This window comes from Pelotomaculum propionicicum (assembly GCF_004369225.1).
GTDB lineage: Bacteria > Bacillota > Desulfotomaculia > Desulfotomaculales > Pelotomaculaceae > Pelotomaculum_B > Pelotomaculum_B propionicicum.
In genome coordinates this window covers 37,201-59,414 of the sequence record NZ_QFFZ01000008.1, presented here as the reverse complement: position 1 = coordinate 59,414, position 22,214 = coordinate 37,201, and the positions used below count along the sequence as shown (strand labels likewise).

Sequence of the window (22,214 nt, the reverse complement as noted above, 5' to 3'; positions counted from 1 at the left end):
TATCATATGAAAGTGACAATCTAGGTTGTGTATGACTACGGTAACTTTTTACAAGGGTTTCCATATATTAGTTATTAAAGAGAAATCTTTTGGAAGGAAATATAAAATGCTTGCAGCCGTGGTCCCTGTTCTTAATGAAGAGAAACGCGTGAAGAAAACGCTTGAAACCTTGTTATCCTTACCCTCAGACCTGATTGTCCCTGTTATTAACGGCAGCAGTGATAATTCCGGCAGCATTATCCGGCAAATCAAATCGCCGCGGGTCCTGCCCCTTGAATTTATTGAACCACTGGGTATCGACATCCCGAGGGCGGTAGGTGCGAAGGTTGCCCTGGACAGAGGAGCGACAGCGGTTCTTTTCGTCGACGGGGATATGAACGGAAATATCGCGGGGAACTTAAGAGAACTGGTGGCAAAACTATGGGGAAATGGCGCCGATATGGCTTTGACTGACTGTTATCCCGGAGAGTACCAGGCCAGTCTTTCAAGCCTCGCCTTCGAGGTATTAAACGCCCGCACTAAGTTAAACAAGGCTATAGGCCTTAACGGCTCCATAGGAGCGGCTTCACCCAGCCACGGGCCGCACGCTGTCTCACGCCGCCTGCTCCAGTCCGTCCCCCTGCGGGAGCTGGCCATACCGCCAGTGTCCCTGGGGCTGGCTGTTAAGAAAAACTTAAAAATTATCGTGGGCACCACTATACCCCATAAGGCGCTTGGTTCACCCGACAAAGACCCCGTCCATTCCGAACTGATCGCCCAAACAATAATAGGTGACTGTGCGGAAGCGCTTTATGCTTTCCGGAATGAAAAGCGCCGCCGCATCTTCAACGATGTGGAATACAACGGCTACCACCCCCAGCGGCGCTGGGACCTGCTGGAAGACTTCTGCCAGGGGAAATACAAAAACCCCGGCTCTTAGTACAGCCGAGGTCAGTTTGCATCTAGAGTCGTCCATGGTGTTGAAACCCGCTTGGCTCCTCTGCTCCGCGTCGAGTGAACTTCCAGCTCGCTTCGGGCGAAATTGGACCGCCTTCAATTCGCCGTCCTGGCTCAGTTCAGGCTTTCGCGGACATCCTTGTCCGCTCATCCAATTTCGCAACCTTAGCTTCGCTGAGTTCACTTACGACGCTGCGCAATGGAGCAGCTTGTTTCAACACCATGGACTTAGTATTATCTTACTTCTATCTCTGATATAAAAACTCCGGCTCATGGTACAGCCGGGGTTTATTTGGTGTGCTTGTCTGCCACGGTGGATGCGCCGTAGGCCTCGGGTTTGATTTTGGCCCTGAAGCCGCTGCCGGTGACCATGCCGACCACTTCGCGGATCAGGTTTTTGGTATCCCCGTGCACACTTACGTCAATATGGATTTCCACATTTAGGTCGTCCAGGTCGTCAAACCCGAAATCTGCAAAGTACTTGTGGACCAGGCCGCCCACTTCCAGGCTCAGCGCGGTCTCATAAAATATTTTTTGGCGCAGGCTTTTAATTTTGCGCTGAATTTTTTTATGGTAGTAATAACGTGCTCCTTTACCCAGCCGGTGGACTACGATGGCAGTAATAAAGCAGGTATCGTTTTTCACCATGGAGTCTGAGCCGATAATAATCTTATAGGCCGAAGTCGGCAGGCCTTTGATATACCTGATAATATCGGCCATCATTTCCTCAAAATCCATTTTTCCTTTGGAAGGGCTGGTAAAATACATGTTCACCCCTCTATCCTTTACCCATACACCAACCTGCTGCTGTTAATACAATATTACTAATCAACACTACTTGTCAAACTTCTCCCTTTAGCTCCATAATATTTCCGGTTAAGACGGCAAACTCCGCCAGGCTTAAAGTTTCACCCCTGCGGGCGTGGTCGATCCCGGATTTTTTGAGCGCACGCAGAAAGCTTTCCTTGTCCAGGCCCAGGTTGGAGCCTGTCAGGGAGTTTAATAGTGTTTTGCGCCTCTGGCCGAAAGAAGCCCTGATTATTTTGAAAAACTCCTCCTCGCTGGCCACCCGCACAGCAGGTGACGGCCTTACCGACAGGCGGACCACCGCCGAGTCGACATCAGGCTGCGGAAAAAAAACCGTCCTGGGAACCCGAAAAAGCATCTTAGGCTCGGTAAAATATTGAACAGCCAGGCTTAAGGCGCCATAAGCTTTAGTTCCGGGCAGTGCTGTCATGCGGGCCGCTACTTCCAACTGGACCATGACAATAATCATAGAAAGATTAAAATGATTCATAAGCAGGTGCATGATGAGTGGACTGGTAATATAGTAAGGCAGGTTAGCCATTAATTTATACTTTCCCCTGCCGCGGCCAAATTCTCCCCCTGTCTTTTCCCATACCAGCCGGTCAAAATCAATTTTTAGGGCGTCGCCCTCAATGACTTCTATAACCCCCGCCCCTGCCAGCATTTCCGACAGGGCCGGCAGCAGCCCCTTATCCACTTCCACAGCCAGCACCCTGCCGGCCCTGCCGGCTATACGCCCGGTCAAAGCGCCCAAACCGGGGCCAATTTCCACAACCAGGTCCGCAGCGGTCAGTTCTGCCGCGGCTATAATTTTATTGATAATATTTGAGTCAACCAGGAAGTTTTGTCCGAGGCTCTTGCGGCAAGAAAGCCCGAAGCGCTGCATTACGGCGCGTACCACTGCCGGCGATATAGCTTCAAACACCCCCTGCCCCCCTGTTCCAGCTGTTTCTAAATATAACTCCCTTGATGTTCGACATAATGCAAATGTTTACCTTTTATTATTCCCGATTAAAGGCAAAAGAAAAAGGCCTTGCGGCCTTACGCTCTAATCTAAAACATATACTTTAACATGTCTCAAGCCCCAGCTGAGCGCCTCCTCCTGTGATTCAAAAAACAGGTCGATCCTGTTTCCGGTGATGCTGCTCCCCCGGTCGAGCGCTGTGGCATAACCATAGCCCTCCACGTAAAGCCTGGTCCCCAGCGGGATTTGGTTGGGGTCAACCGCGACAACCCCGTAATAGGGCTCTATTCCGCTGGATGTGTTGTAACCGGTGTAGGAATAGGCGGATGCTAACATATCAAGAGCTTCAGAATACCTGATATCCTCGCCGCCCCTTGACACTACCAGGCCGCTGCCGACCATAATGATTTTATTTACAGCTTCTGAAATAACCTCAGTTGACAGCAACTGGCGGCCTATCTCAACCTTGTCCCTGTATGTAACCAGCCAGGTTTGCCGCTCGGACCCCGCCTGACCTTCCCGGGCAACGCGGGTAGCGCCCTGCGGCAGCTGAGTGGTATACTTTCTTTCCGTCTCAAAATCAATAGCAACCTCTTTTATTTCTGTTGATGTGCCAATCCTGGCCACCAGGATATTCATACCCTGTTCGACGGGAGCACCCGCCTCAGGCTGAACCTCGTCGTCCGGCCCCAGTTCTATCGCGTATTCTTTTAGAAGGTCGCCTACTGTTTGACTTTGCGTCCTAACCTGCAAAAATTGCCCGTCCAGAGCTATATTCGCATCAAGCGCGCTTTTAACTGATATAACCATACCCTTCTTTGTTGATGTGTCTACCGGTGGTACAACCAGATCCTTCTCCAGCAGCACTACATCGTTTGCTTTCAAGACCCCGCCGACTGTACGGGAAAAGGTGTTGAGCCTGGTTTCCCTGCCGTCCACAACCAGTGTGACATTTTTGTTTAACCAGGCGTAACAGCCCAGCAGACATGCTGTCAGTACAAGCGCGGCCAATGCCAGGTGCATTGAAAACCTGTGTATCCGGAACTTGCCCGGCCTTTTATTCCCTTTGTGCAAAAACCTTTCCAATAATACTTGCCAACTCATCAAATGCCTCCTTTGCAACAGGTCCGGCACTTCTTAGGTTTGTAAGCCTTTTATCTTTTCACCTTCCATTTGCATATTTTACTGCTGTTGTGCCTTTCAAATGCTGTCCTGATACCTGTGCTGATAGTATGCTAACACACTTATATTTTACTACAAGTTGGCGGTTTTGGGTAGGGTTTATTTTTGTCGCTTTTTATCGCCTGCCTGTCTCTTATTCCAGAAACCTTGTCCGTCCTATAGCCATCCAGCAAATGTAAGGCAAATTTTAAAGCAAAATATGATTATTCCATTTACTCAGTAACACCTTAAGATTGTCTTGTAAGTCTTCTTTCAATAAACAAATTGACAGGATTTACAAGATTATAAGGATTTACAGGATTCTATAAACAAATGAAGACTTATAATTATTATTCATTTAATATTGAAACCTTTTAATGTTGTCTTAAAAAAACTTTTGCAAATAAGAATTCTAAAAAATCGATTTTATAATCCTGTTAATCTTCTAAAATCCTGTTAATCCTGTCAATTTGTTTTATCTTTACACTGAGCCAACGATATAATTTTTAAACAAAAAAAAGCCGGGTGCTTAAAACCGGCGCCCGGTACGCTTTTCACATCGATTTTTCAACCAGTTCTATATTCTTTTCCCCGAACCATTTTTTTAGGAATTCCGTATACCTCTCGTTTTGGAACCTGTACCATTTGCGGCGTTCCTCCTCGTAGTCCATCAATACCCGCCTGAACCTGATGTCCTCAAGTTCATTTTCCAGCTGTTTTTTTAAATTCGCATCATCCAGTCCAGCGATAAAGTCCTGCTTAATCTTTAATGACAGTTCTTTTTCGAGCTTGGGGAGCCTGACGAAACGTTCAGGTTGTTTGTCAAGCTTTTTCATAGTGTCTTCATGCTCGGGAAAATCCATTGGTGAAAAATATCTAACGTCACCTGTCTGCAGGTCAACATAGTATTCAGAGTGCTTGCTGCTGTTCTCAAAAGCGTTGATGATCCATGCCAACGTTACTGCTACCTGGCGCATTAACTCTACCCTCCCCTAGATAAATGCGTTCCCGTGGGAATACCTTTTAATCTAAAATTCTATCCCTTTCTGGGCGGGTATACCCTTGGTGTAGTGGTGTTTTATTTCCTTCATTTCGGTAACCAGGTCCGCCCGTTCAATAACCTCCGGGGGAGCGTTGCGGCCGGTCAGAACAAGGTGAAGACTTTCCGGTTTCTTCTTCATCAGGCCAAGTACATCGTCCAGTGAGACCAGCCCGTAATTAACAGCATACAGGATCTCGTCAAGAATGATCAGGTCATATTTACCGGAGGAAATTTCGACACTGGCTGCCTCCAGGGCTTCCTGGGCGGCTTGACGGTGTTCTTCCAGGGACTGATCGCCGGGTCCTTTGATAAAACCCTCTCCCATCTGGCGCATTTCAAAGTTAGGGCCGAGTTTTTCAGCGGCCTTCAATTCACCGTACTTCCAGCCTCCTTTAATAAACTGGAGTACCAACACCTTCATCCCCTGCCCCCAGGCTCTGAAAGCCATTCCTAAAGCAGCGGTGGTTTTACCCTTGCCATTGCCGGTGTTTACCAGAATCAAACCGTTTCTTTTCTCACCCATCAATTGCCCTCCTTTACACACCTTTTTCCAAACCCGTGTTACCAGATTAAATCTTTCTGCTTTAGGTACATTATTCAAGCAATTCGGAATAATCTCCTGCCGTTTTCAGCACACATCTGTGCTAAATCTTCAGTTTCCATACCCCTGAGCCCGGCGACTTCTTCAGCTGTATAAAAAACATAGGCCGGCTCATTTCTCTTGCCCCGGTGCGGCACGGGAGTCAGATAAGGGGCGTCGGTCTCAACCAGCAGGCGGTCTGCCGGAACCCGGGCAGCCACGTCTTTTAACCTGGGGGCCTTGGGAAAAGTGACTGGCCCCGCGATTGAAATATAAAACCCCATCGCCAGGCATTCCCTGGCCATCTCCCAACTGCCGGAATAACAGTGCATAACCCCTCCGGCAGACCCCAAACCTTCCTGGCGCAAGATGTCCATGAGATCGCCATGGGCCTCACGGTCATGAATAATCACAGGCTTCCCCACCTTTTTAGCCAGAGACAGCTGTTCCCTGAACACTCTCTGCTGCACCGGGCGGGGCGATAAATCACGGTAATAATCCAGGCCCATTTCACCCAGCGCCACTACCTTTGGGTGAGCAGCCAATTCTTCAAGTTCTTGCAGGTAACCGGTAGCGGCCTCAGTGGCATTATGGGGATGAAACCCCACTGCCGCGTAAATCAAGTCGTATTTTTCAGCCAGCTTAATTGAGCTGTAAGCCGACTCAAAGTTAAAGCCCACATTTACTATATGTTTTACGCCAGCTTGCCTGGCACGCTGGATCATCTCATCCCTGTCCTGGTCATAAGCTTCATCGTCAAGGTGGGCATGCGTGTCAAACAGAATCATATTACACCTTTCCCTTTTGAAATTTTAAAACAACCAGACAGGATTAACAGGATTCAAAAACCGATTAACAGGATTTATTATTATTTTTAACTTCTATAATAATTATTAAAAAATCCTGTAAATCCATTTAATCCCGTAAATCCTGTCAATTTGTTTTACTTCTTACCCGCAGTATCTATTCTCGGGAACAGGGCCTCGCCGCGTTTGACGACGGTGCCGGCGGGCAGTTTGCCCCAACTCAGAGATTCCCAGGTCTGCAGGTCGGGGCGGTCCTCCAGGCCCAGCTGGGCCCAGACCCTGGCCGGCAGTTTGGGCATAAAGGGCGCGGCCATAACGGTAATAAACCTCAGGCTCTCTGCCAGGTTATACATAACCGTGGTCAGCCTCTCCCGCTTGGCGGGGTCCTTGGCCAGCCCCCACGGCGCGGACTCGTCAACATATTTGTTGGCCCGCCCTACCAGGCGCCAGATCGCAGACAGAGCATTGGAGAGGTCCATTTTATCCATCCATTCTTCTACAACGGCAGGTGTATCCTCAGCCAGATCGATAAGTTCCCGGTCAGGCCCTTCAGGCGCTCCCGGAGGTTCTACTGTGCCCTTGCAGTATTTTTCCACCATGGCTATGGAACGGCTTACCAGATTGCCAAAGTCATTGGCCAGGTCTTTATTGATCCTTTCTATCAGTGCTTCCTCGCTGTAATAGCCATCTGACCCGAAAGGCAGTTCCCGGAGCAGGTAATAGCGGATGGCATCCACACCGTATTTATCAATGAGCGCCAGCGGGTCGATCACATTACCCTTGGATTTGGACATTTTGCCGCTGTCTAAAAGAAGCCAGCCATGACCTACCACCCGCTTCGGCAGATCCAAGCCCGCGGCCATTAACAGCATAGGCCAGATAATACTGTGGAAGCGTACGATGTCCTTGCCCATCAGGTGCACATCCGCAGGCCAGTATTTTTTAAAGAGACTGTCATCTTCCGTGCCGTAGCCCAGGGCCGAGATATAGTTGGTAAGGGCATCCACCCAGACATAGATTACGTGCTTGGGATTAAAGGGCACTGGAATACCCCAGTTGAAAGTCGTCCTGGAAACACAAAGGTCCTCCAGGCCGCTTTTAATGAAACTGACCATCTCGTTGCGCCGGGAAACAGGCTGGATGAACTCCGGATGCTCTTCAATATGTTTTAACAGGCGGTCCGCGTATTTTGACATTTTAAAAAAGTAGCTTTCTTCCTGCAGCAGTTCCACCGGCCGCCCGCAGTCCGGGCAATTGCCTTCTTCCAGCCTGCTTTCGGCCCAAAAAGCTTCACAGGGTGTGCAGTACCAGCCCTCATAGCTGGCATTATAAATGTCACCCTGGTCATACAGTTTCTCAAAAAGCTTAGATACCACCTCCTGGTGGCGGGGTTCAGTGGTACGGATAAAATCGTTATAGTCCACCTCCAATTGTTGCCAGAGATGCTGAAAACCTGCAACGATTTTATCCACATACTCCTTGGGAGACTCTCCCTTGGCTTTGGCCGCCCTTTCAATCTTCTGTCCATGTTCATCCGAACCGGTGAGAAAGCGGGTATCGAAACCTGTCAGCTTTTTGAAGCGGGCCATGGCGTCTGCCGCCACGGTGGTGTAAGCGTGCCCGATATGCAGGTTGTCGCTTGGGTAATAAATCGGTGTAGTGATGTAAAATGTTCCTTTGCTCATGTTTGATCGCCCTTTCTTAAAGAAATTAATCGAAAATAAAAACTCCGCCTCTGTTTGAACAGGGGCGAAGTTTAACTCCTCGCGGTACCACCCTTTTTCACCCGACCCCATAACGGATCGGGCCTCATCAGGCACGGGGAACTGCTCCCGATACCCTAGCCTGGTAACGGCGCTAAACCCGGCGCGGCTTACTGATATTTCAGCCACGCGGCTCGAAGGCCATGTTCAGCCTGCTTTCCCCGGCGGGCTTCCACCTTGTCCCCGCTCTCTGTCCGGGTAATCATCCGGCTTACTCTTCCTCTTCATCGCCATTTAAACACATTTTAACAATCAATAACCTGATTCTAAATGAAGGTCCTATTTTTGTCAAGTTTCTGGATAACGCACAAAATTATTGTAGATTTTTACAAAAACTACTTGACTTTTAATGGAATCGCTGGTACCATTTACTTGCAAAAAATATTATTTTCTTGTCGAAATTTGTCACAAGGGAGGGATAGAATATGAAATCAACTGGTATCGTCAGAAAAGTGGACGAACTCGGCAGGGTAGTTATCCCTATCGAACTCAGGCGGACTTTAGGCATCGACGAAAAAGACGCTCTTGAAATTTATGTTGATGCGGAAAAGATCATCCTCAAAAAATATGAGCCCGCCTGTGTTTTCTGCGGCAATGCATCCGACGTCCAACACTACAAGAATAAAATGGTCTGCCGTGAATGTGCCACGGCTATGTTTGAAAACGCCAAAGCAATGTAACTGACTAATAGATGAGAGAGACTTCCTGTCTCTCTTTTTTTTTGCGCTTATTTAACTTCTTTCATCAAGTACCGCCCGGTAAACCTCTCGCTTCGGCAGACCCCGCAGCTGTGCGACCTCGCGAATCGCTTCCTTGCGGGCCATGCCCGCGGCTTCCAGGGCAAATACGTGATCAGGCACGCTGAGCCCGGGGCAAATTGCTTCATCTTCCAAATTCCGCTCTTCACCTGTGGCCCCGGCCACCACCAGAGTAAATTCCCCTCTGGGTTCGTTTGACTTAAAATGTTCCGCCATGTCAGTTAGAAAGCCCCTGATAACTTCTTCATGCCGTTTGGTTAATTCCCTGGCAGCAGCAGCCCGGCGGTTGCCAAGCGACGCAATAAGCTCCTCCAGTGTTTCCCTGAGGCGGTGCGGCGCTTCATAGAAGATCAGTGTCCCCCTTTGACGGCGGAGTTCCTCTAATTTTTCCCGCCGTGCTTTTTTAGCTGCGGGCAGAAAGCCGGTGAAAACAAACTGCTCTGTGGGAAGGCCCGAAATCACCAGGGCGGTTATGCCGGCGCTGGGGCCGGGAACTGGAATCACATCACACCCTTGCTCTATAGCCCCTGACACCAGTTCCGATCCGGGGTCGGAAACCCCGGGCATTCCGGCGTCTGACACCAGGGCAATACTTTTGCCGCCGGCAAGCAGCTCAAGCAGGTAGTCACCCTTCTTTTTCCGGTTGTGCCGGTGGTAACTGGTAAGCGGTGTATGAATCTGGTAATGGCTGAGCAGTTTACGGGTGTGGCGGGTATCCTCCGCGGCGATCAAGTCGGCTTCCCGCAGCACTCTTAACGCGCGGAGAGTTATATCCTCCAGGTTGCCGATAGGTGTGGCGCATAAGTAAAGCACACCATTTTTGGCTTCAGTCAAAGGTTTGTCACCTCACATTTGGGGAGGTGGGCCGTGAGCCGTGGGACGTGGGTATATCCTGCATTCCTGTTGGGTCGTGAGGCTTGGGACGTGAGACGTGAGATAAAGTTATCCTTTAGGGTTAAAACCGTCCAACATATAACTACTGAAATTGCAGGTGATACCTATATGTCTTATGGTCTTTGACCCTTGATGCTATCATGCAGTCCCACTTCTCACTTCTCACGTCCCACTACCCAAATAATTCGCACCTACAATTATTGTGTGCCTATTGTTGCACTTAAAGACCCAAGAGGAATACCCAGGCCTCACATCTCACGTCTCATTTCTCACTTCCCAAATCTCACGTCCCACTGCCCAATTGCGGTTCTTGCTCTTTTCTCAGGAAGGCCATGCAGAAAAGACAATCGCCTGAGCGCTTGCGGCCAAAATAAGCGTTGCAGATATGAAAATTATGGTCGTACAGACCAAGCAGGTTAAAAAAGCCTTTATGGGGGACTCCCGAATCTGCTCCGTCGCCGCCTAAGCCCTCGCGGTAAAGAGCGGCCAGGTCCTTTCTGAGCCGGGAGTTTTCTTCTTCCAGTTCCTGCGCTTTATTCTTCAACTCCTGTACCTCAGCCAGGAGAGCATGCAGTTTTAGTTCCATTTCCCTGGTCAATTTGAACAATGATTGCATTAAACGGTCTCCTCGCCGGCCTGCTCAGCGGGCTCTTTCTTACAGCCCCTGCAGTTCCTGGCCTGGCCTTCTTTCAGTGTTATATCCTCACAGAGATATTCCTTTACGATCTTACTCTCTTTTAATTCAACGCTAAGGCTGTTTTTAAAAATATTGATGGCCACAACCTTTCCTTCCCCGTCAGGCGCCACTACCAGGCTGCCGATCTCCGGAAAATCTTCTTTGGCCTGTTCGTAAGACTCGTTTTCGTACTTGAGGCAGCACATCAGCCTGCCGCATATACCTGAAATCTTGGTCGGGTTGAGGGACAGGTTTTGATCCTTGGCCATGCGTATGGAAACTGAAGCGAAATCCGACAGCCAGGTGGAACAGCAGAGAACCCTGCCGCAGCAGCCCAGTCCACCGATCATCTTGGCCTCATCCCGTACCCCGATCTGCCTCAGTTCAATGCGGGTCCTGAAGACGGAAGCCAGGTCCTTGACCAACTCCCGGAAATCAATGCGCCCGTCAGCTGTAAAGTAAAAAATAATTTTATTGGCGTCGAAGGTTTGTTCAACCCCCACAAGTTTCATGGGCAGGTTATGGTCCGCGATTTTTTCCAAACCTACCTGAAAAGCCCTGCTCTCCTTTTCCCTGTTGAGCAAAAGCTGTTCCTGATCCTGTTCCGTGGCCTTCCGGATTACCTTTTTAAGCGGCGCCACCACTTCATTTTCTCTAACTTTAAGAGGGCCGGCAACCACCTGCCCGTACTCAACTCCCCTGGCGGTTTCCACTATGGCGCCGTCGCCGGGCGCCAGCGAGTTTTCGCCGGGGTCAAAATAATAAATTTTTCCTGCTTTTTTAAAGCGTACTCCAACAACTGTTATTTCCACCGGCATTCATCCCTCCCTGGTGCAGATCATGTTCTTAAGTATAATTCAGTGTTCCCGGTAATTTTTTGTAGTTATAAGCAAACCCGGCCAGCTTCAAAAACAAGGCCTCCAGGATCAGCCTGGTGTTTATGTTGGTCTCTGCCTTGCCTTTGGCGGATTCTATACTCTCTATTATTTCCAAAAGAGCGGGGGTCTCAAATCGTTCCGATTCGCTTTTGATCAGCGCGGTATGGTCATGGTTGAACAACAGTCCGGCTTCGCCAGTTTCCCTGTACACCATCAGGTCGCGGTACCAGCAGGATAGTATTTCCAGGGTAAAATAAGCGCTCTCCCTGCTTTCCGCGGCCTTTTCAGCCATTTCCAGAGCCTCACAGGGTCCCGCTTCACTCAGTGCCTGCAGCAACTTGTAAACCGCCTGCCTCTTCTCCTGGTAAGACCCGGATGTGTAAGCCAAAGCTTTGCCCATACTTCCGCCGGAGAGGGCTGCGGGCAGCAGCGCGTCTTCTTCAGCCATACCGTGCAGCCTAACCAGACCCTCAACTAATTCCGGCAACGGGATGTTTTTAAAAAAAACCTGCTGGCAGCGTGAAAGAATTGTCGGGGGAAGAAGCTGGGGCCTTGCGGTAATCAGAATGAACACAGTATCCGGCGGGGGCTCCTCCAGGGTTTTCAACAGGCAGTTGGACGCCTGGCCGGTCATGGTTTCGGCCTGCCGGATTAAAAAAATCTTGCGGCCGCCCTGGTAAGAACGGTAAGGCACCTTGCGCTGAATGTCCCTGATTTGTTCGATTTTAATCGATGCGCCGTCCGGGCCCAAGGCATAAAAGTCGGGATGATTGCCGCTTCGCACCTGGCGGCACGACCGGCAAACACCGCAGGCGTCCCCGTCGGCGGAACTGGAGCAGAGCAAGGCCCGGGCAAAGGAAAGGGCGACTGTCTCCTTGCCGACTCCCTCGGGACCGGCAAAAAGATAGGCATGCGCCACCCGCCCCTGGGAGACGGTATTCCTGAGCATTCTTACAACTTGTTTATGTCCCGCTGCCTTTTTCAGGAGAAGCATTTAAAATTTCCTCCACTGCCCTCAGAACATCCGCGTAAACTTGTCCAACCGGCCTGTTGGCGTTGACCACACTGTAGCGGGACGGATCCCTTGCGGCCAGTTCCAGGTAACCCGAGCGGACTTTCCGGTGAAACGCGCGCGCTTCCCGTTCAATCCGGTCAGCGTCCCGCCCTGACAGGCTGATCCGGTCCATACCGTCCTCAATCCCGGAATCTAGGATAATCGTCAAATCCGGCGCCAGGCCATCCGTCGCCGGTTCATTGATCCGCTCCAGCAGCCCTACCTCAATGCCCCGCCCGAATCCCTGGTAGGCCAGGCTTGAGTCCAGAAACCGGTCACAGAGCACAATCCTGCCCTCACGCAGCGCGGGTAAAATTACCTGGGCTACATGCTGGGCCCTGGCAGCCGCGTAAAGCAAGGCTTCAGCCCTGGGAACCAGCTCGCCGTATGCCGGGTCGAGCAGGATTTCCCTGATTAATTCTCCCACCCTGGTGCCGCCCGGCTCCCTGGTATTTAACACTGCGAAGCCGCGGCTTCTCAAATCATCTGCCAGAAGGTTAAGCTGAGTGGTCTTGCCTGACCCGTCGATACCTTCAAAGACGATAAACTTCCCTTTCATCAACCTACGTCCTATTCTATCACAATTTTTATACTTTTTAATGCCGGATCGGACATCCCCTGGCAGGGCAGCCTCATCCTGCTGACCAGTGTCAGGTATTCATGAATTTCCGCCGTTATTTCTTCGCCCGGGTTAACAGCGGGAATACCGGGCGGGTAAACTGCCACCGTTTCAGCGCTGATCCTTCCCCTGGCTTCAGCCAGGGGCACCTGCCGCGACCTGGCAAACCAGGCTTCCCGGGGCTTCATCCTTTTTTTGAAACCCGCCGGGGCGCCAGGCAATACCGCCGCGGCGGGGAGCTTATCCCTGGCTGCGATATCTTCCAGAGCACTTGCCAGCGCGTCACACTCTTCCCTGGTTGAGCCGATTGAAACAAAAGCTACTATATTGCAGGCGTCCGCCATTTCCACAAAAACATGATAGCGCCGGGCCAGCAGCCCGCTGACCTGAAAGCCGGTCAGGCCCAGCCCCCGCACTGAAATAACCAGCTTGGTGGGATCCAGCCTTAAAAAGCCTTCCGGCAAGTTTTCTTCAGTCAGCACACGCAGGCCTTTAATCCCGGCAAGCCGCTCGCGGGTATAGCGGGAAAGCGCCAGAGTTTTATCAAGAAGGTATTCGCCCTGTACGGCCAACTGCCGCCTGGCCAGGTCCAGGGAAACCATCAGGAGGTAGGAAGGGCTGGTGGTCTGCAGCAGCCGCAAAGCCGCGGCGACCGCGTCACTGTCCACAATTTCACCTTTTAAATGCAGGATGGAGCTTTGGCCCAGCGAGCCCCCCAGTTTATGAGTGCTCTGGACGGCGGCGTCCGCGCCAGCCGCCATGGCATCTTCCGGCAAACCGGGGTGAAACCGCAGGTGGGCGCCGTGCGCTTCGTCCACTAAAACCGGCTTGTCCGCCTCATGCGCGGCAGAGGCCTGCCCGTCCAGGTCACACAGCACACCGTAAAAGTTGGGACACACCGCCAGGACCGCGGCCGCGCCCGGGTGACCCTCCAGCGCCTGGCGGATCCTCAGGGGCGGCACGCCGCAGTCAACTTCAAAACCAGGCATGATTTCCGGCAAAACATACACAGGGTCGGCGCCGGCAATAACCAGGCCGCCCAGCACCGAGCGGTGGACGTTTCTGGGCACGATCACTTCCCTGTTCCCTGCCTGCGCGGTCAGCAGTGCCTGGATGCCGACAGAAGTGCCGTTGACAAGAAAGAAACTCCTGTCGGCGCCATAGATTTCCGCCGCCAGTGCCTGGGACTCGGCTATGGGCCCATGTGGGTTGTGCAGGTCGTCCAGTCCCGGCAGTTCAGTCAGGTCAAAAGCAAAAATTGCCCGCTCTCCAAGCTCTGGCGGGAGAGCCTGGCCCTGCCTGTGGCCGGGGATATGAAAACCAGCCGGGTTCTTAGCGTTGTGTCTTACCAGGGCTTCAAAAAGGGGCGCCCTGTCCTGCCTCCTGCGCAAAAAAATAAAAACCTCCGCTTGCAATAATTTTAAAAAAATACAGCTTTTACTGAAACTTAATTTTATCATAACAGAAGAGCTGTTTCCAAGTATACCCTGCAATTTTACCAGCAGTTTAATCTTATAGATGAACTAAACCGGGCTAAAATATCAAAAATGAACTTTTTAAAAAAGAGGGGTGGTACTTGTGATCGGTTATTTTCCTGATAAAATAGACGAAAAAACCCTGTCCAGAAAATACCGCACCAACGTCGGCAAACTGATCAGGGCTTGGAAACACGGCATCTCGGATCAAGAAATCTCGACCAAAACAGGCCTTGGATTGTCCACTATCAATTCAATAAAACAGGACCTGGAACTGGCTCACAGGTACATTCGCCTCAGCCAGAGAAAGCAGCGTCCCGATGCTCACGCGCTAAACCCCGCCCAGATTTTTTTCAGCCCAGATATATAAATATCGTAATCCGGATCATTCCTGGTAAGGGAGATAATTCTCGCCTCGCAGGCGGGGCAGATATAATTGCCTCTTAAACACAGGCCTTTCTTGTCGTCCCGGCTCAATCGCCGGCAAAGGATACAGGCAGATGATTCTACAGCCACCAGCTTTCACCACCCGGAGCCAGATTGCTTAAAAAATCTTGATTTAAAATATGAAGCGCACCGTGGTTTGGTGAGAGGGACTGCAGCTTAAGGGCTGTCTCAATTTTTGTTCTTCTTTTTGTCAATTCTGATGGCGCAATCCGGGCAAACGTTCTGGCAGACACCACAGGCGATACACCTGTTGTCCGCTTTTACCGAGGGAGTACCGTAAACTCCCAGCACATCGCTCCAGTCAATGCAATCAACAGGACACTTTTCTACGCATAGCCCGCAGCCCTTACATAGACCGGGGAATAAGGTCCAGAAACCTTTGTCCAGCTCCAGCGTCCTGCCTTTAAACTCCAGTGACATCAGTGCAGTCCTCCTAACATCTCACTACCCAACTTTACTCCGCGCTCCAGCGCCTTGAAGTTTAAGTCACGCAGGTGCGGCTGTTTCTCAAATTTATAGCCAAGTTTTTTTTCCACAGCAGCTTTGGCCTTGTCCAGAGTAATTACTCCGGTCGCGCCTATTACCGCTCCCATTATGACCATATTGAAAACACGCGGCTGAAGTTCTTTTTTAGCGACCTCCATAGCTGGGACAGGCATAACTCTGGCCGCGTTCTTCGGCAGTTCATCGGCTACACCCTCCATAGCGCTGTCGTAAATAAAAGTGGTTTCAGGCCCGGTGTATTGAGCGGTGCGCTGTACGGCACGGTCGCTTAAAGCCGCTACAATATCACCTTTCAGGAATTTGGGTGACCCGATGGTCTGGTCGCTGATCTGTAGAAAAGCGACTGAGACCCCTCCTCTTTGCTCTACCCCAAAATTCGGAATGTATAGGGCCTGCCTGCCCTCTTCATTGGCGGCCTCAGCCAGAATTTCGGCAATGGCCTGAACTCCCTGACCGCCTTCACCCGCCAGTACCATCCGTGTAGTATCAGGCATCTGCTGTAACCTCCCCCCGGCCCGGTATTTTTATTTCTCCCACTTTAAAGTACCCGGCCATGTCCTTTTCAATAAATTCCCAGGTCCTGGCCGCATCGGTCCGCCAGTTGGTGGGACAGGAGGAAAGCGCTTCCACAAAAGAAAAACCTTTACCTTCGATCTGATTTTTCAATGCCTTTTTTAAATACCCGGTTAACTGCCGCAGGTTGGCAATACTGCCCCTGGCCACATAAGCTCCTTCCTGCACAATAGAAGAAATCATTTCCGCCCCCCGGAAAGGCATCCCTGTTGTGCCGGGATCGCGGCCGAAAGGAGAAGTTTCTGTTTTTTGGCCCGGCAGGGTGGTGGGCGCCATCTGGCCGCCGGTCATGGCATACTGTGTGTTATTGGCGACAATCACCGTAATTTTTTCATTGCGCATGGCTGAACTGACCAGGTGCTGCACTCCAATTGAGTACCCCCCGCCGTCGCCCATATAAGCGATGCAAATCAGCTCCGGCCTGGCTCTTTTAATCCCCGTCATGACCGGGGTCGTCCGCCCGTGGTGGGCCTGGACCGTATCAAGGTTGAAAAGGTCCCAGGAAAGCAGGGAGCAGCCTATATCACAGCCATACACTACCCTGGACTGTATTTCAAGATCATCGATTGCCTCACCCAGGCATTTCAAAATTAACCCGTGGCCGCACCCGGGACAAAATTTGTGCGGTTTGGTATCAACCCGCCATGTTTTAGGCATTACTGGCGCTGGCTGCATAATAACCTCCCAATCTTGAGAATACAGGAGTCAGGAGTCAGAATACAGAATAAAAACTTTTCTGTTGTCTTCTGAATTCTGAATTCTGTCTTCTGAATTCTACGATTTTATTATTTCTTTTACTCTGGCTTCCACTTCTCCGGCTGTGATGCCGACGCCGGGCTTGAAGAAAGTAGATATTTCAGTGGCGGAGCCGCAGGCCACCTCCTTCAGCAGCCTTGCCATCTGCCCGTACGAGGACTCCACCAGCAGGATTTTCGGCGCCCCGGCCACCAGTTCCTTGATCTGTGTTACCGGAAGCGGGCGCAGCGTGACCGGCCTGAAGCCGCCTACTCTAAACCTCTGTTGGCGCAGGTTTGCGACAGCTTCCCTGACTGCACGGAAAACAATGCCGTGCGCTATAACCACCAGTTCCGCCCCTTCAGTTTCCATTGACTCATATTCCGCGATTTCGGGGGCGACTTTTTCAAACTCCCTTATATCGCTCATAACTTTTTCGTAAAGCTCTTCTTCCAGGTTAAAGGTGTTTCTGTACTGGGCCGGCGGCCTGTCCTTGCCTGGTTCCCCTTCTTTGCCGACAAAGGGCTCCGGCTCAAGCAGGCTGATGCCCCGCGTTTCCGGGTCATAAATGGTCAGGGGCTCACGCATTTTAGCCTGGTAGCCGTCCCCCAGCACAAAGGTGGGGAAACGGTATTTCCAGGCTGTGTTAAAAGCTTTGATCGTGTAGTCATAAAGTTCCTGGTGCCCGGCAGTGGAGTAAACAACCCTCATCCCTTCACCGTTGCCACCTATGGTTGTAAGGGTCACTTCCTGCTGGGAGTAAATCACCGTGGCAGTGGAAGGGCCGCCTCTTTGCTGCAATACCGCCACAGTGGGCAGCCTCATCATTTCAGCCATAGCCATAGGCTCCTGCATCAATACACTGCCGCTGCCGGCTGTCGCCGTAAAGGCTTTGCGGCCTGCCATCACCCCGCCGGCAGTGGCAAAACCGGCTGAAAGCTCATCTTCAGTCTGCAGAAATTTCTTGTCGTACTTGGGAGCAAGCCTGGTCCAGTAATGCATAACCTCGTTCTGAGGTGTGATTGGATAACCGTACATAATATCAGCCCCGGCAGCCAGCGCCGCCCAGGCTACAACCTCGTTCCCGGTCATAAAAACTCTTTTTTCTTCTGTCACAGCTTTCTCTGACATTCAATACCCCCCATTTGGGTCGACTTCTCACTTCCCATATTACCAAAATGCTCTAGGCATAAATCTTTCCAGCGGCCGGACCGGGTTGCCCATGCAGTCCGCCGGACCTATTTTCTCTGCCAGCTCGGTGTCCGCCAGGGTCGCCACCACAGGCAGGTCAAGTATTGAGGCGGCTTCAGCCACCATCCTGGCGCCTTTCTGAACCAGTTCCACAGTGGTTTCCCCCGCCAGGTGAGAATTGTTGATTAAGCCGTCCACCCGCCCCATTAAACTTACTTCCGCCACAATATCTTTCACACTGGACGTCATCGGGCGGCAAATATTGATAACAGCAAAAACTTTCAGGTCGGGGTCCCGCACAGCGCCTTCCAGCAGGTTCAGAGTCCTGGCGCCGTCCACCCCGTAGCCGATATCCAGAATAATATCGCCCTCGCGCTTCAGCGCCCAGCGCGCCTCCGGCTTGAGCAATGTGCCGGCCTCACCCAGCCCCATGGTTTCCCCGGTTTGCCAGGCGATCACGTCAAGCCCAAGGGTCGCAAGCTCTTTTTGCAAGGGGCGCAGGGTATAAAAAGGCTCAACTATGTCCAAATCAACCAGAGCGACTTTCCTGCCCTGGCGGGCCAGCTCCAAAGCGCGGTTGATCGCGCTCTCACTTTTGCCGGCTGCATATTCACCTATGTAAGCCTCGACGATACGTCCTGTCATTAGTATGCATGTCCCCCTGTTTTTTAAGCGGAAAATACCGTGATAATTAATCTAGAAATTTGTGGTTAATGCAGGTGTACGTAACACAAAAGCAAAGGAAGCAGGTTGGCCACGTTGAAAAAGAGTATCATAACTCTTCCTTCTCTACCCTCCCTGCTTCCTGTTATCAACCTCTTGCATCCTGTTTTTGGCTAACCAGTCAAAAACAAGCAGGTTTCATGCTTGATCAACAGGAATACTCTATCACATCTGGTCTTTAAAGGTATCTGACGACCTTTTCTATTTGACCAGAACTCCCCCAAACAATCTTTTAAGAGACTGTACAACGAATATTCTTACAGAAAATTTTGAATTTGTCAACTACTCTTTCAATATTATTTGCCAATTATCCCATTTGGTTCTTTTGCTTTTTAAAATCATATTTTATTTATGCACAATACAAAGCAATTTTAATCAGCCCATCAACAGGCAGTTTAGCAGCACCAGCAAAACCACCCCCGGCAGCTGAAGTATGCCGGCGGTTAGTACAGTTGCCGGATTAATGGCAATGTGAAAACCAAACTGGCCGAATACCGTATTGATGGCAGCCAGCAAAACGCCGCCCAGCAATGCCCAGGCGCCCAAACGGATTAAAAATTTTAAGGGGCGAAACAATGCCGTCCCCAGCAGATAAATACCGAAAAGCCCTGCCAACCCGATGATCACTATTTTCCATTCCAATGCCGGTGCACCTCCTTAGCACCATTATATGGCCCGGAATGAAATATATTCCTATTTCATTTCCCGCCTGCCTTCCAATGCCTTACACAGGGTCACTTCATCGGCATATTCCAGGTCGGCGCCCACCGGCAGGCCGTGCGCGATTCTTGTCACCAGCAGGCCCAGGGGCTTAAGTAGGCCGGACAGGTACAGGGCGGTAGCATCCCCTTCCACATTGGGGTTGGTGGCCAGGATGATTTCTTTTACTTTCCCGTCTTCCAGGCGCCTCAGCAGTTCTCTGACGCGCAGCTGTTCCGGGCCTATCCCCTCCATGGGTGAAATGGCCCCGTGCAGCACATGATAAAGGCCTTTAAAACTCCTGGCCTTTTCCATAGCCACCACGTCCCTGGGCCTTTCCACAACACAAATGACATCTCCCCTGCGCCGCTCATCCCGGCAAATAAAACAGGGGTCCTCATCAGTAAAATTACCGCATACCCGGCAGTGCCCAACAGTGCGCCTGGCCTCCTCAATAGCCCGCGCCAGGCCGGCGGCCGCCTCGGGAGCGGCGTTTAACAGGTGAAAAGCCAGGCGCTGAGCTGTTTTGGGGCCGATACCGGGAAGCTTGGAAAGCTCGTCTATCAATCTGGCTACTGGCTTGGCGTAATAATTCATTTAGAATAAACCGGGTATTTTAAGCCCGCCGGTAAGTCTGTTCATCTCCGCGGCAACCATATCCTGGGCTTTTTTCAGCGCTTCATTTACAGCGGCGATAATCAAGTCCTGCAGCATTTCCACATCTTCCGGGTCAACTGCCTCGGGTTTTATTTCCATGGATATAATCTCATTTTTACCGTTGGCGATCACCTTTACCGCACCGCCCCCGGCGCTGCTTTCCACCGTACGGCTGGCCAGTTCGTCCTGCAGCTTAAGCATATCCTGCTGCATCTTCTGGACCTGTTTCATCATTTTATTCATATTGCCGCCCATCATTTAACCATCCCCCTTCAATTTAATAATTATTATACTGTTAGCTCATTTGAAAAAACAATTTGACAGGATTTACTGGATTTTAAAAGATTAACAGGATTATAAAACATCTTCTTTTAAAATTCTTACTTGTAAAAGTTTTACAAGGCAACATTAATGAGTAAAGAAATAATCATATAAAGTCTTTATATACATTTTATTAAATCCTGTAAATCCTTTTAATCCTGTAAATCCTGTCAATTTGTTTAATGAATAAAAGAACACAATCATAAATTTTACTAAAATAAAGTGCCCTGTTCCTCGTCATCCAGAATAATTTCCTCTCCCCCGAAACGCCTTTTCACCTCGACAACCGCATCCCTGGCAGCCGGCTCTTGCTCTGTGGGTTCAGTTTTATCCTGGTAATTTTTAAAAGTTATCTGCCATTTTCCCTGCAATAATCTGCCCAGCAGGCCTTCCAGGTATTTCTTATTATCGGCGCGCTCAGCCATTTCTCTGCCCAGCACGTCACTCGCCGGGAATCCCACAGTCAGGCTCCTGCCTTTCAGAGCCAGGGGCTGCGCTTTGGCATAGTTATGGTAGAGGGGCAGCCGCTCCCTGCGCATGATGTCCATCAGGTCAAACCATGCCTGCCGTACTTTCTCCAGTGAAATCTCATTATCCTGCGGTCCCGTCTGTTCTATCGCCAGCCCCTGTTCCCGGGGCCGGGGCGCTTCTTGATGCTTCCTGTCCGGCGCTGCCGCCGGTTTTGCAGGTGTTTTAACTTCAACACCCGCCAGGCTGTTTAGTTTTTCTTCGACCGCTGCCAGTCTGGCCGATAAAGATTCGGTGTCTGAAAGCCCCCCGGCGCTGCATGCTCTGACCAGAGCCAACTCAAGGACGATAGCAGGCATGGCGCTCCACTTCATATTCTGCTCAGCCTCAGCCATGATTTCCACCGCCCGCACCAGGCCTTCTTTAGAAAACTTGGCCGCCATCCCGGCCACCTGAGCCGGCTCTCCCCAGGCTTCTTCCGCCGCGGCATGCGGAGAGATCTTTTCGAGGAGAAGCGCCCGCAGGTAGCCGGCCATCTCCCTGGCAAAAAGGCGCAGGTCCTTCCCTTCGCCTGTAAGCTCAGCTACCAGGCGCAAAGCCGGTCCTGTCTCCCTGCCGGCCAGGTGGCCGGCCATCCTGTTTAAAGCGTCTATCCTGACCGTCCCTAAAATATTGTGAACGTCCCCGGCTGTGATTTTCATTCCCCCAAAAGCGGCGCCCTGGTCCAGAATGCTCAAAGCGTCCCTGAGCCCGCCCTCGGCCGCCCGGGCGATCAGCCTCAAGGCTTCCTCCTCCACCTCCAGGCCGGCTCCCGCGGCTACCTCTTTCAACCTCTTGATCATATCAGCCGGCAGGATGCGCCTGAAGTCAAAACGCTGGCAGCGGGAAAGTATGGTCAGGGGCACCTTGTGCGGCTCAGTGGTGGCCAGGATCAAAACCGCGTGCCGGGGCGGCTCCTCTAAAGTCTTTAACAGGGCGTTGAAAGCTTCGTTGGTAAGCATATGCACTTCATCTATTATATACACTCTGGAGTTGCCCATGGTGGGGGCAAACTTAATTTTTTCCCTCAGGTCCCTGATTTCGTCAATACCGCGGTTGGAAGCCGCGTCAATCTCAATTACATCGACAGACAGCCCCTCGTTGATGCTCTTACAGCTTTCACAGCGGTTGCACGGTTCAGGGCCTTCACGCCCGGCGCAGTTCAGTGCTTTGGCCAGTACCTTGGCGGTGGTCGTTTTGCCGGTGCCGCGGGTGCCGCAGAAAAGATAAGCGTGTCCTGTCCTGCCGGACTCCACGGCATTTTTCAAGGTCCGGGTGATATGCTCCTGCCCGATGATTTCTCCGAACGTGCGGGGACGCCATTCCCTGTATAAAGCCAAATAAGTCATGGAGGGTTCCTTTCCGATACTCCCTGCAATATGTTTTGTCTTTTATACTTCGTCGATCGATACGTATTTCCTGTTGGGGCTTTACATTTAGGAAA

General features: G+C 51.1%; 26 protein-coding genes and 1 other annotated feature. Of the genes, 3 read left to right on the top strand and 23 right to left on the bottom strand.

The window, feature by feature from the left end; all coding sequences use genetic code 11:
* The first annotated feature begins 106 nt into the window (after positions 1–106).
* Positions 107–919, top strand: a complete 813-nt coding sequence (locus Pmgp_RS05625; protein WP_134212993.1) for a glycosyltransferase family 2 protein — start codon at positions 107–109, stop codon at positions 917–919.
* A gap of 305 nt (positions 920–1,224) precedes the next feature.
* Here the strand turns inward: Pmgp_RS05625 and Pmgp_RS05620 are convergent, their stop codons facing one another.
* The 7 genes from Pmgp_RS05620 to metG all read right to left on the bottom strand — a co-directional run bounded on the left by Pmgp_RS05620 (position 1,225) and on the right by metG (position 7,981).
* Entirely contained in the window at positions 1,225–1,704 is a 480-nt protein-coding gene (locus Pmgp_RS05620; RefSeq protein ID WP_134212992.1) for a ribonuclease H-like YkuK family protein, read from the bottom strand.
* 73 nt (positions 1,705–1,777) lie between these two features.
* Positions 1,778–2,668, bottom strand: a complete 891-nt coding sequence (gene rsmA, locus Pmgp_RS05615) for a 16S rRNA (adenine(1518)-N(6)/adenine(1519)-N(6))-dimethyltransferase RsmA (RefSeq protein ID WP_134212991.1) — start codon at positions 2,666–2,668, stop codon at positions 1,778–1,780.
* A 123-nt stretch (positions 2,669–2,791) separates the two neighbouring features.
* Positions 2,792–3,811 (bottom strand): resuscitation-promoting factor, encoded by a 1,020-nt coding sequence (locus Pmgp_RS05610; protein WP_134212990.1) that lies wholly within the window; start codon positions 3,809–3,811, stop codon positions 2,792–2,794.
* Positions 3,812–4,422: 611 nt separating this feature from the next.
* Positions 4,423–4,845: a UPF0158 family protein gene (locus Pmgp_RS05605; protein ID WP_134212989.1), complete on the bottom strand. Its 423-nt coding sequence runs from the start codon at positions 4,843–4,845 to the stop codon at positions 4,423–4,425.
* 51 nt (positions 4,846–4,896) lie between these two features.
* Positions 4,897–5,433, bottom strand: coding sequence for a cob(I)yrinic acid a,c-diamide adenosyltransferase (gene cobO / locus Pmgp_RS05600; RefSeq protein WP_134212988.1), 537 nt, complete (start codon positions 5,431–5,433; stop codon positions 4,897–4,899).
* 74 nt (positions 5,434–5,507) lie between these two features.
* A complete protein-coding gene (locus tag Pmgp_RS05595; RefSeq protein WP_134213045.1) occupies positions 5,508–6,275 on the bottom strand; it encodes a TatD family hydrolase in 768 nt (255 codons plus the stop codon).
* A gap of 158 nt (positions 6,276–6,433) precedes the next feature.
* The gene (metG, locus tag Pmgp_RS05590) at positions 6,434–7,981 is read right to left on the bottom strand and encodes a methionine--tRNA ligase (RefSeq protein WP_153189189.1); all 1,548 of its coding nucleotides are present in this window, start codon (positions 7,979–7,981) and stop codon (positions 6,434–6,436) included.
* 57 nt (positions 7,982–8,038) lie between these two features.
* Positions 8,039–8,296 (bottom strand) — a binding site (T-box leader).
* Positions 8,297–8,484: 188 nt separating this feature from the next.
* Here metG and Pmgp_RS05585 point away from each other — a divergent pair.
* Positions 8,485–8,739, top strand: a complete 255-nt coding sequence (locus Pmgp_RS05585; RefSeq protein ID WP_134212987.1) for an AbrB/MazE/SpoVT family DNA-binding domain-containing protein — start codon at positions 8,485–8,487, stop codon at positions 8,737–8,739.
* Positions 8,740–8,790: 51 nt separating this feature from the next.
* Here the strand turns inward: Pmgp_RS05585 and rsmI are convergent, their stop codons facing one another.
* The 6 genes from rsmI to Pmgp_RS05555 form a co-directional block, all read right to left on the bottom strand.
* A complete protein-coding gene (rsmI, locus tag Pmgp_RS05580) occupies positions 8,791–9,651 on the bottom strand; it encodes a 16S rRNA (cytidine(1402)-2'-O)-methyltransferase (RefSeq protein ID WP_134212986.1) in 861 nt (286 codons plus the stop codon).
* A gap of 343 nt (positions 9,652–9,994) precedes the next feature.
* Positions 9,995–10,327, bottom strand: coding sequence for an initiation control protein YabA (locus tag Pmgp_RS05575; protein ID WP_134212985.1), 333 nt, complete (start codon positions 10,325–10,327; stop codon positions 9,995–9,997).
* On the bottom strand, positions 10,327–11,205 hold the full coding sequence (locus Pmgp_RS05570) for a PSP1 domain-containing protein (RefSeq protein WP_134212984.1): 879 nt from the start codon (positions 11,203–11,205) through the stop codon (positions 10,327–10,329). The genes Pmgp_RS05575 and Pmgp_RS05570 overlap by 1 nt, the downstream gene beginning before the upstream one ends.
* Positions 11,206–11,233: 28 nt before the next feature.
* Positions 11,234–12,259 (bottom strand): DNA polymerase III subunit delta', encoded by a 1,026-nt coding sequence (gene holB / locus Pmgp_RS05565; RefSeq protein WP_134212983.1) that lies wholly within the window; start codon positions 12,257–12,259, stop codon positions 11,234–11,236.
* On the bottom strand, positions 12,228–12,878 hold the full coding sequence (tmk, locus tag Pmgp_RS05560; RefSeq protein WP_134212982.1) for a dTMP kinase: 651 nt from the start codon (positions 12,876–12,878) through the stop codon (positions 12,228–12,230). The genes holB and tmk overlap by 32 nt, the downstream gene beginning before the upstream one ends.
* Positions 12,879–12,889: 11 nt before the next feature.
* Positions 12,890–14,329 carry an aminotransferase class I/II-fold pyridoxal phosphate-dependent enzyme gene (locus tag Pmgp_RS05555; protein WP_243119741.1) on the bottom strand — a complete coding sequence of 480 codons (1,440 nt, stop codon included), beginning with the start codon at positions 14,327–14,329 and terminating at the stop codon, positions 12,890–12,892.
* A gap of 187 nt (positions 14,330–14,516) precedes the next feature.
* Here Pmgp_RS05555 and Pmgp_RS05550 point away from each other — a divergent pair, with 187 nt between their 5' ends.
* Entirely contained in the window at positions 14,517–14,783 is a 267-nt protein-coding gene (locus tag Pmgp_RS05550) for a hypothetical protein (RefSeq protein ID WP_134212980.1), read from the top strand.
* On the opposite strand, the gene Pmgp_RS05545 is transcribed toward Pmgp_RS05550, so the two are convergent.
* The 10 genes from Pmgp_RS05545 to dnaX form a co-directional block, all read right to left on the bottom strand.
* Positions 14,738–14,929, bottom strand: a complete 192-nt coding sequence (locus tag Pmgp_RS05545) for a sigma factor G inhibitor Gin (protein ID WP_192902802.1) — start codon at positions 14,927–14,929, stop codon at positions 14,738–14,740. The genes Pmgp_RS05550 and Pmgp_RS05545 overlap by 46 nt on opposite strands.
* A gap of 99 nt (positions 14,930–15,028) precedes the next feature.
* Positions 15,029–15,274 (bottom strand): 4Fe-4S dicluster domain-containing protein, encoded by a 246-nt coding sequence (locus Pmgp_RS05540; protein WP_134213042.1) that lies wholly within the window; start codon positions 15,272–15,274, stop codon positions 15,029–15,031.
* A gap of 5 nt (positions 15,275–15,279) precedes the next feature.
* Complete coding sequence (locus tag Pmgp_RS05535; protein WP_134212979.1) at positions 15,280–15,858, bottom strand: 2-oxoacid:ferredoxin oxidoreductase subunit gamma family protein; 579 nt, start codon at positions 15,856–15,858, stop codon at positions 15,280–15,282.
* Positions 15,851–16,612 carry a thiamine pyrophosphate-dependent enzyme gene (locus Pmgp_RS05530; RefSeq protein WP_134212978.1) on the bottom strand — a complete coding sequence of 254 codons (762 nt, stop codon included), beginning with the start codon at positions 16,610–16,612 and terminating at the stop codon, positions 15,851–15,853. The genes Pmgp_RS05535 and Pmgp_RS05530 overlap by 8 nt, the downstream gene beginning before the upstream one ends.
* 99 nt (positions 16,613–16,711) lie before the next feature.
* On the bottom strand, positions 16,712–17,803 hold the full coding sequence (locus Pmgp_RS05525) for a ferredoxin oxidoreductase (protein ID WP_134212977.1): 1,092 nt from the start codon (positions 17,801–17,803) through the stop codon (positions 16,712–16,714).
* Positions 17,804–17,842: 39 nt separating this feature from the next.
* Positions 17,843–18,508: a hypothetical protein gene (locus Pmgp_RS05520; RefSeq protein WP_134212976.1), complete on the bottom strand. Its 666-nt coding sequence runs from the start codon at positions 18,506–18,508 to the stop codon at positions 17,843–17,845.
* 453 nt (positions 18,509–18,961) lie between these two features.
* Positions 18,962–19,228, bottom strand: a complete 267-nt coding sequence (locus Pmgp_RS05515; protein WP_134212975.1) for a pro-sigmaK processing inhibitor BofA family protein — start codon at positions 19,226–19,228, stop codon at positions 18,962–18,964.
* A 51-nt stretch (positions 19,229–19,279) separates the two neighbouring features.
* Positions 19,280–19,882 carry a recombination mediator RecR gene (recR, locus tag Pmgp_RS05510; protein WP_134212974.1) on the bottom strand — a complete coding sequence of 201 codons (603 nt, stop codon included), beginning with the start codon at positions 19,880–19,882 and terminating at the stop codon, positions 19,280–19,282.
* A complete protein-coding gene (locus tag Pmgp_RS05505) occupies positions 19,883–20,200 on the bottom strand; it encodes a YbaB/EbfC family nucleoid-associated protein (protein WP_134212973.1) in 318 nt (105 codons plus the stop codon).
* A gap of 275 nt (positions 20,201–20,475) precedes the next feature.
* On the bottom strand, positions 20,476–22,119 hold the full coding sequence (gene dnaX / locus Pmgp_RS05500; RefSeq protein WP_134212972.1) for a DNA polymerase III subunit gamma/tau: 1,644 nt from the start codon (positions 22,117–22,119) through the stop codon (positions 20,476–20,478).
* Between the last annotated feature and the right edge of the window lie 95 nt (positions 22,120–22,214).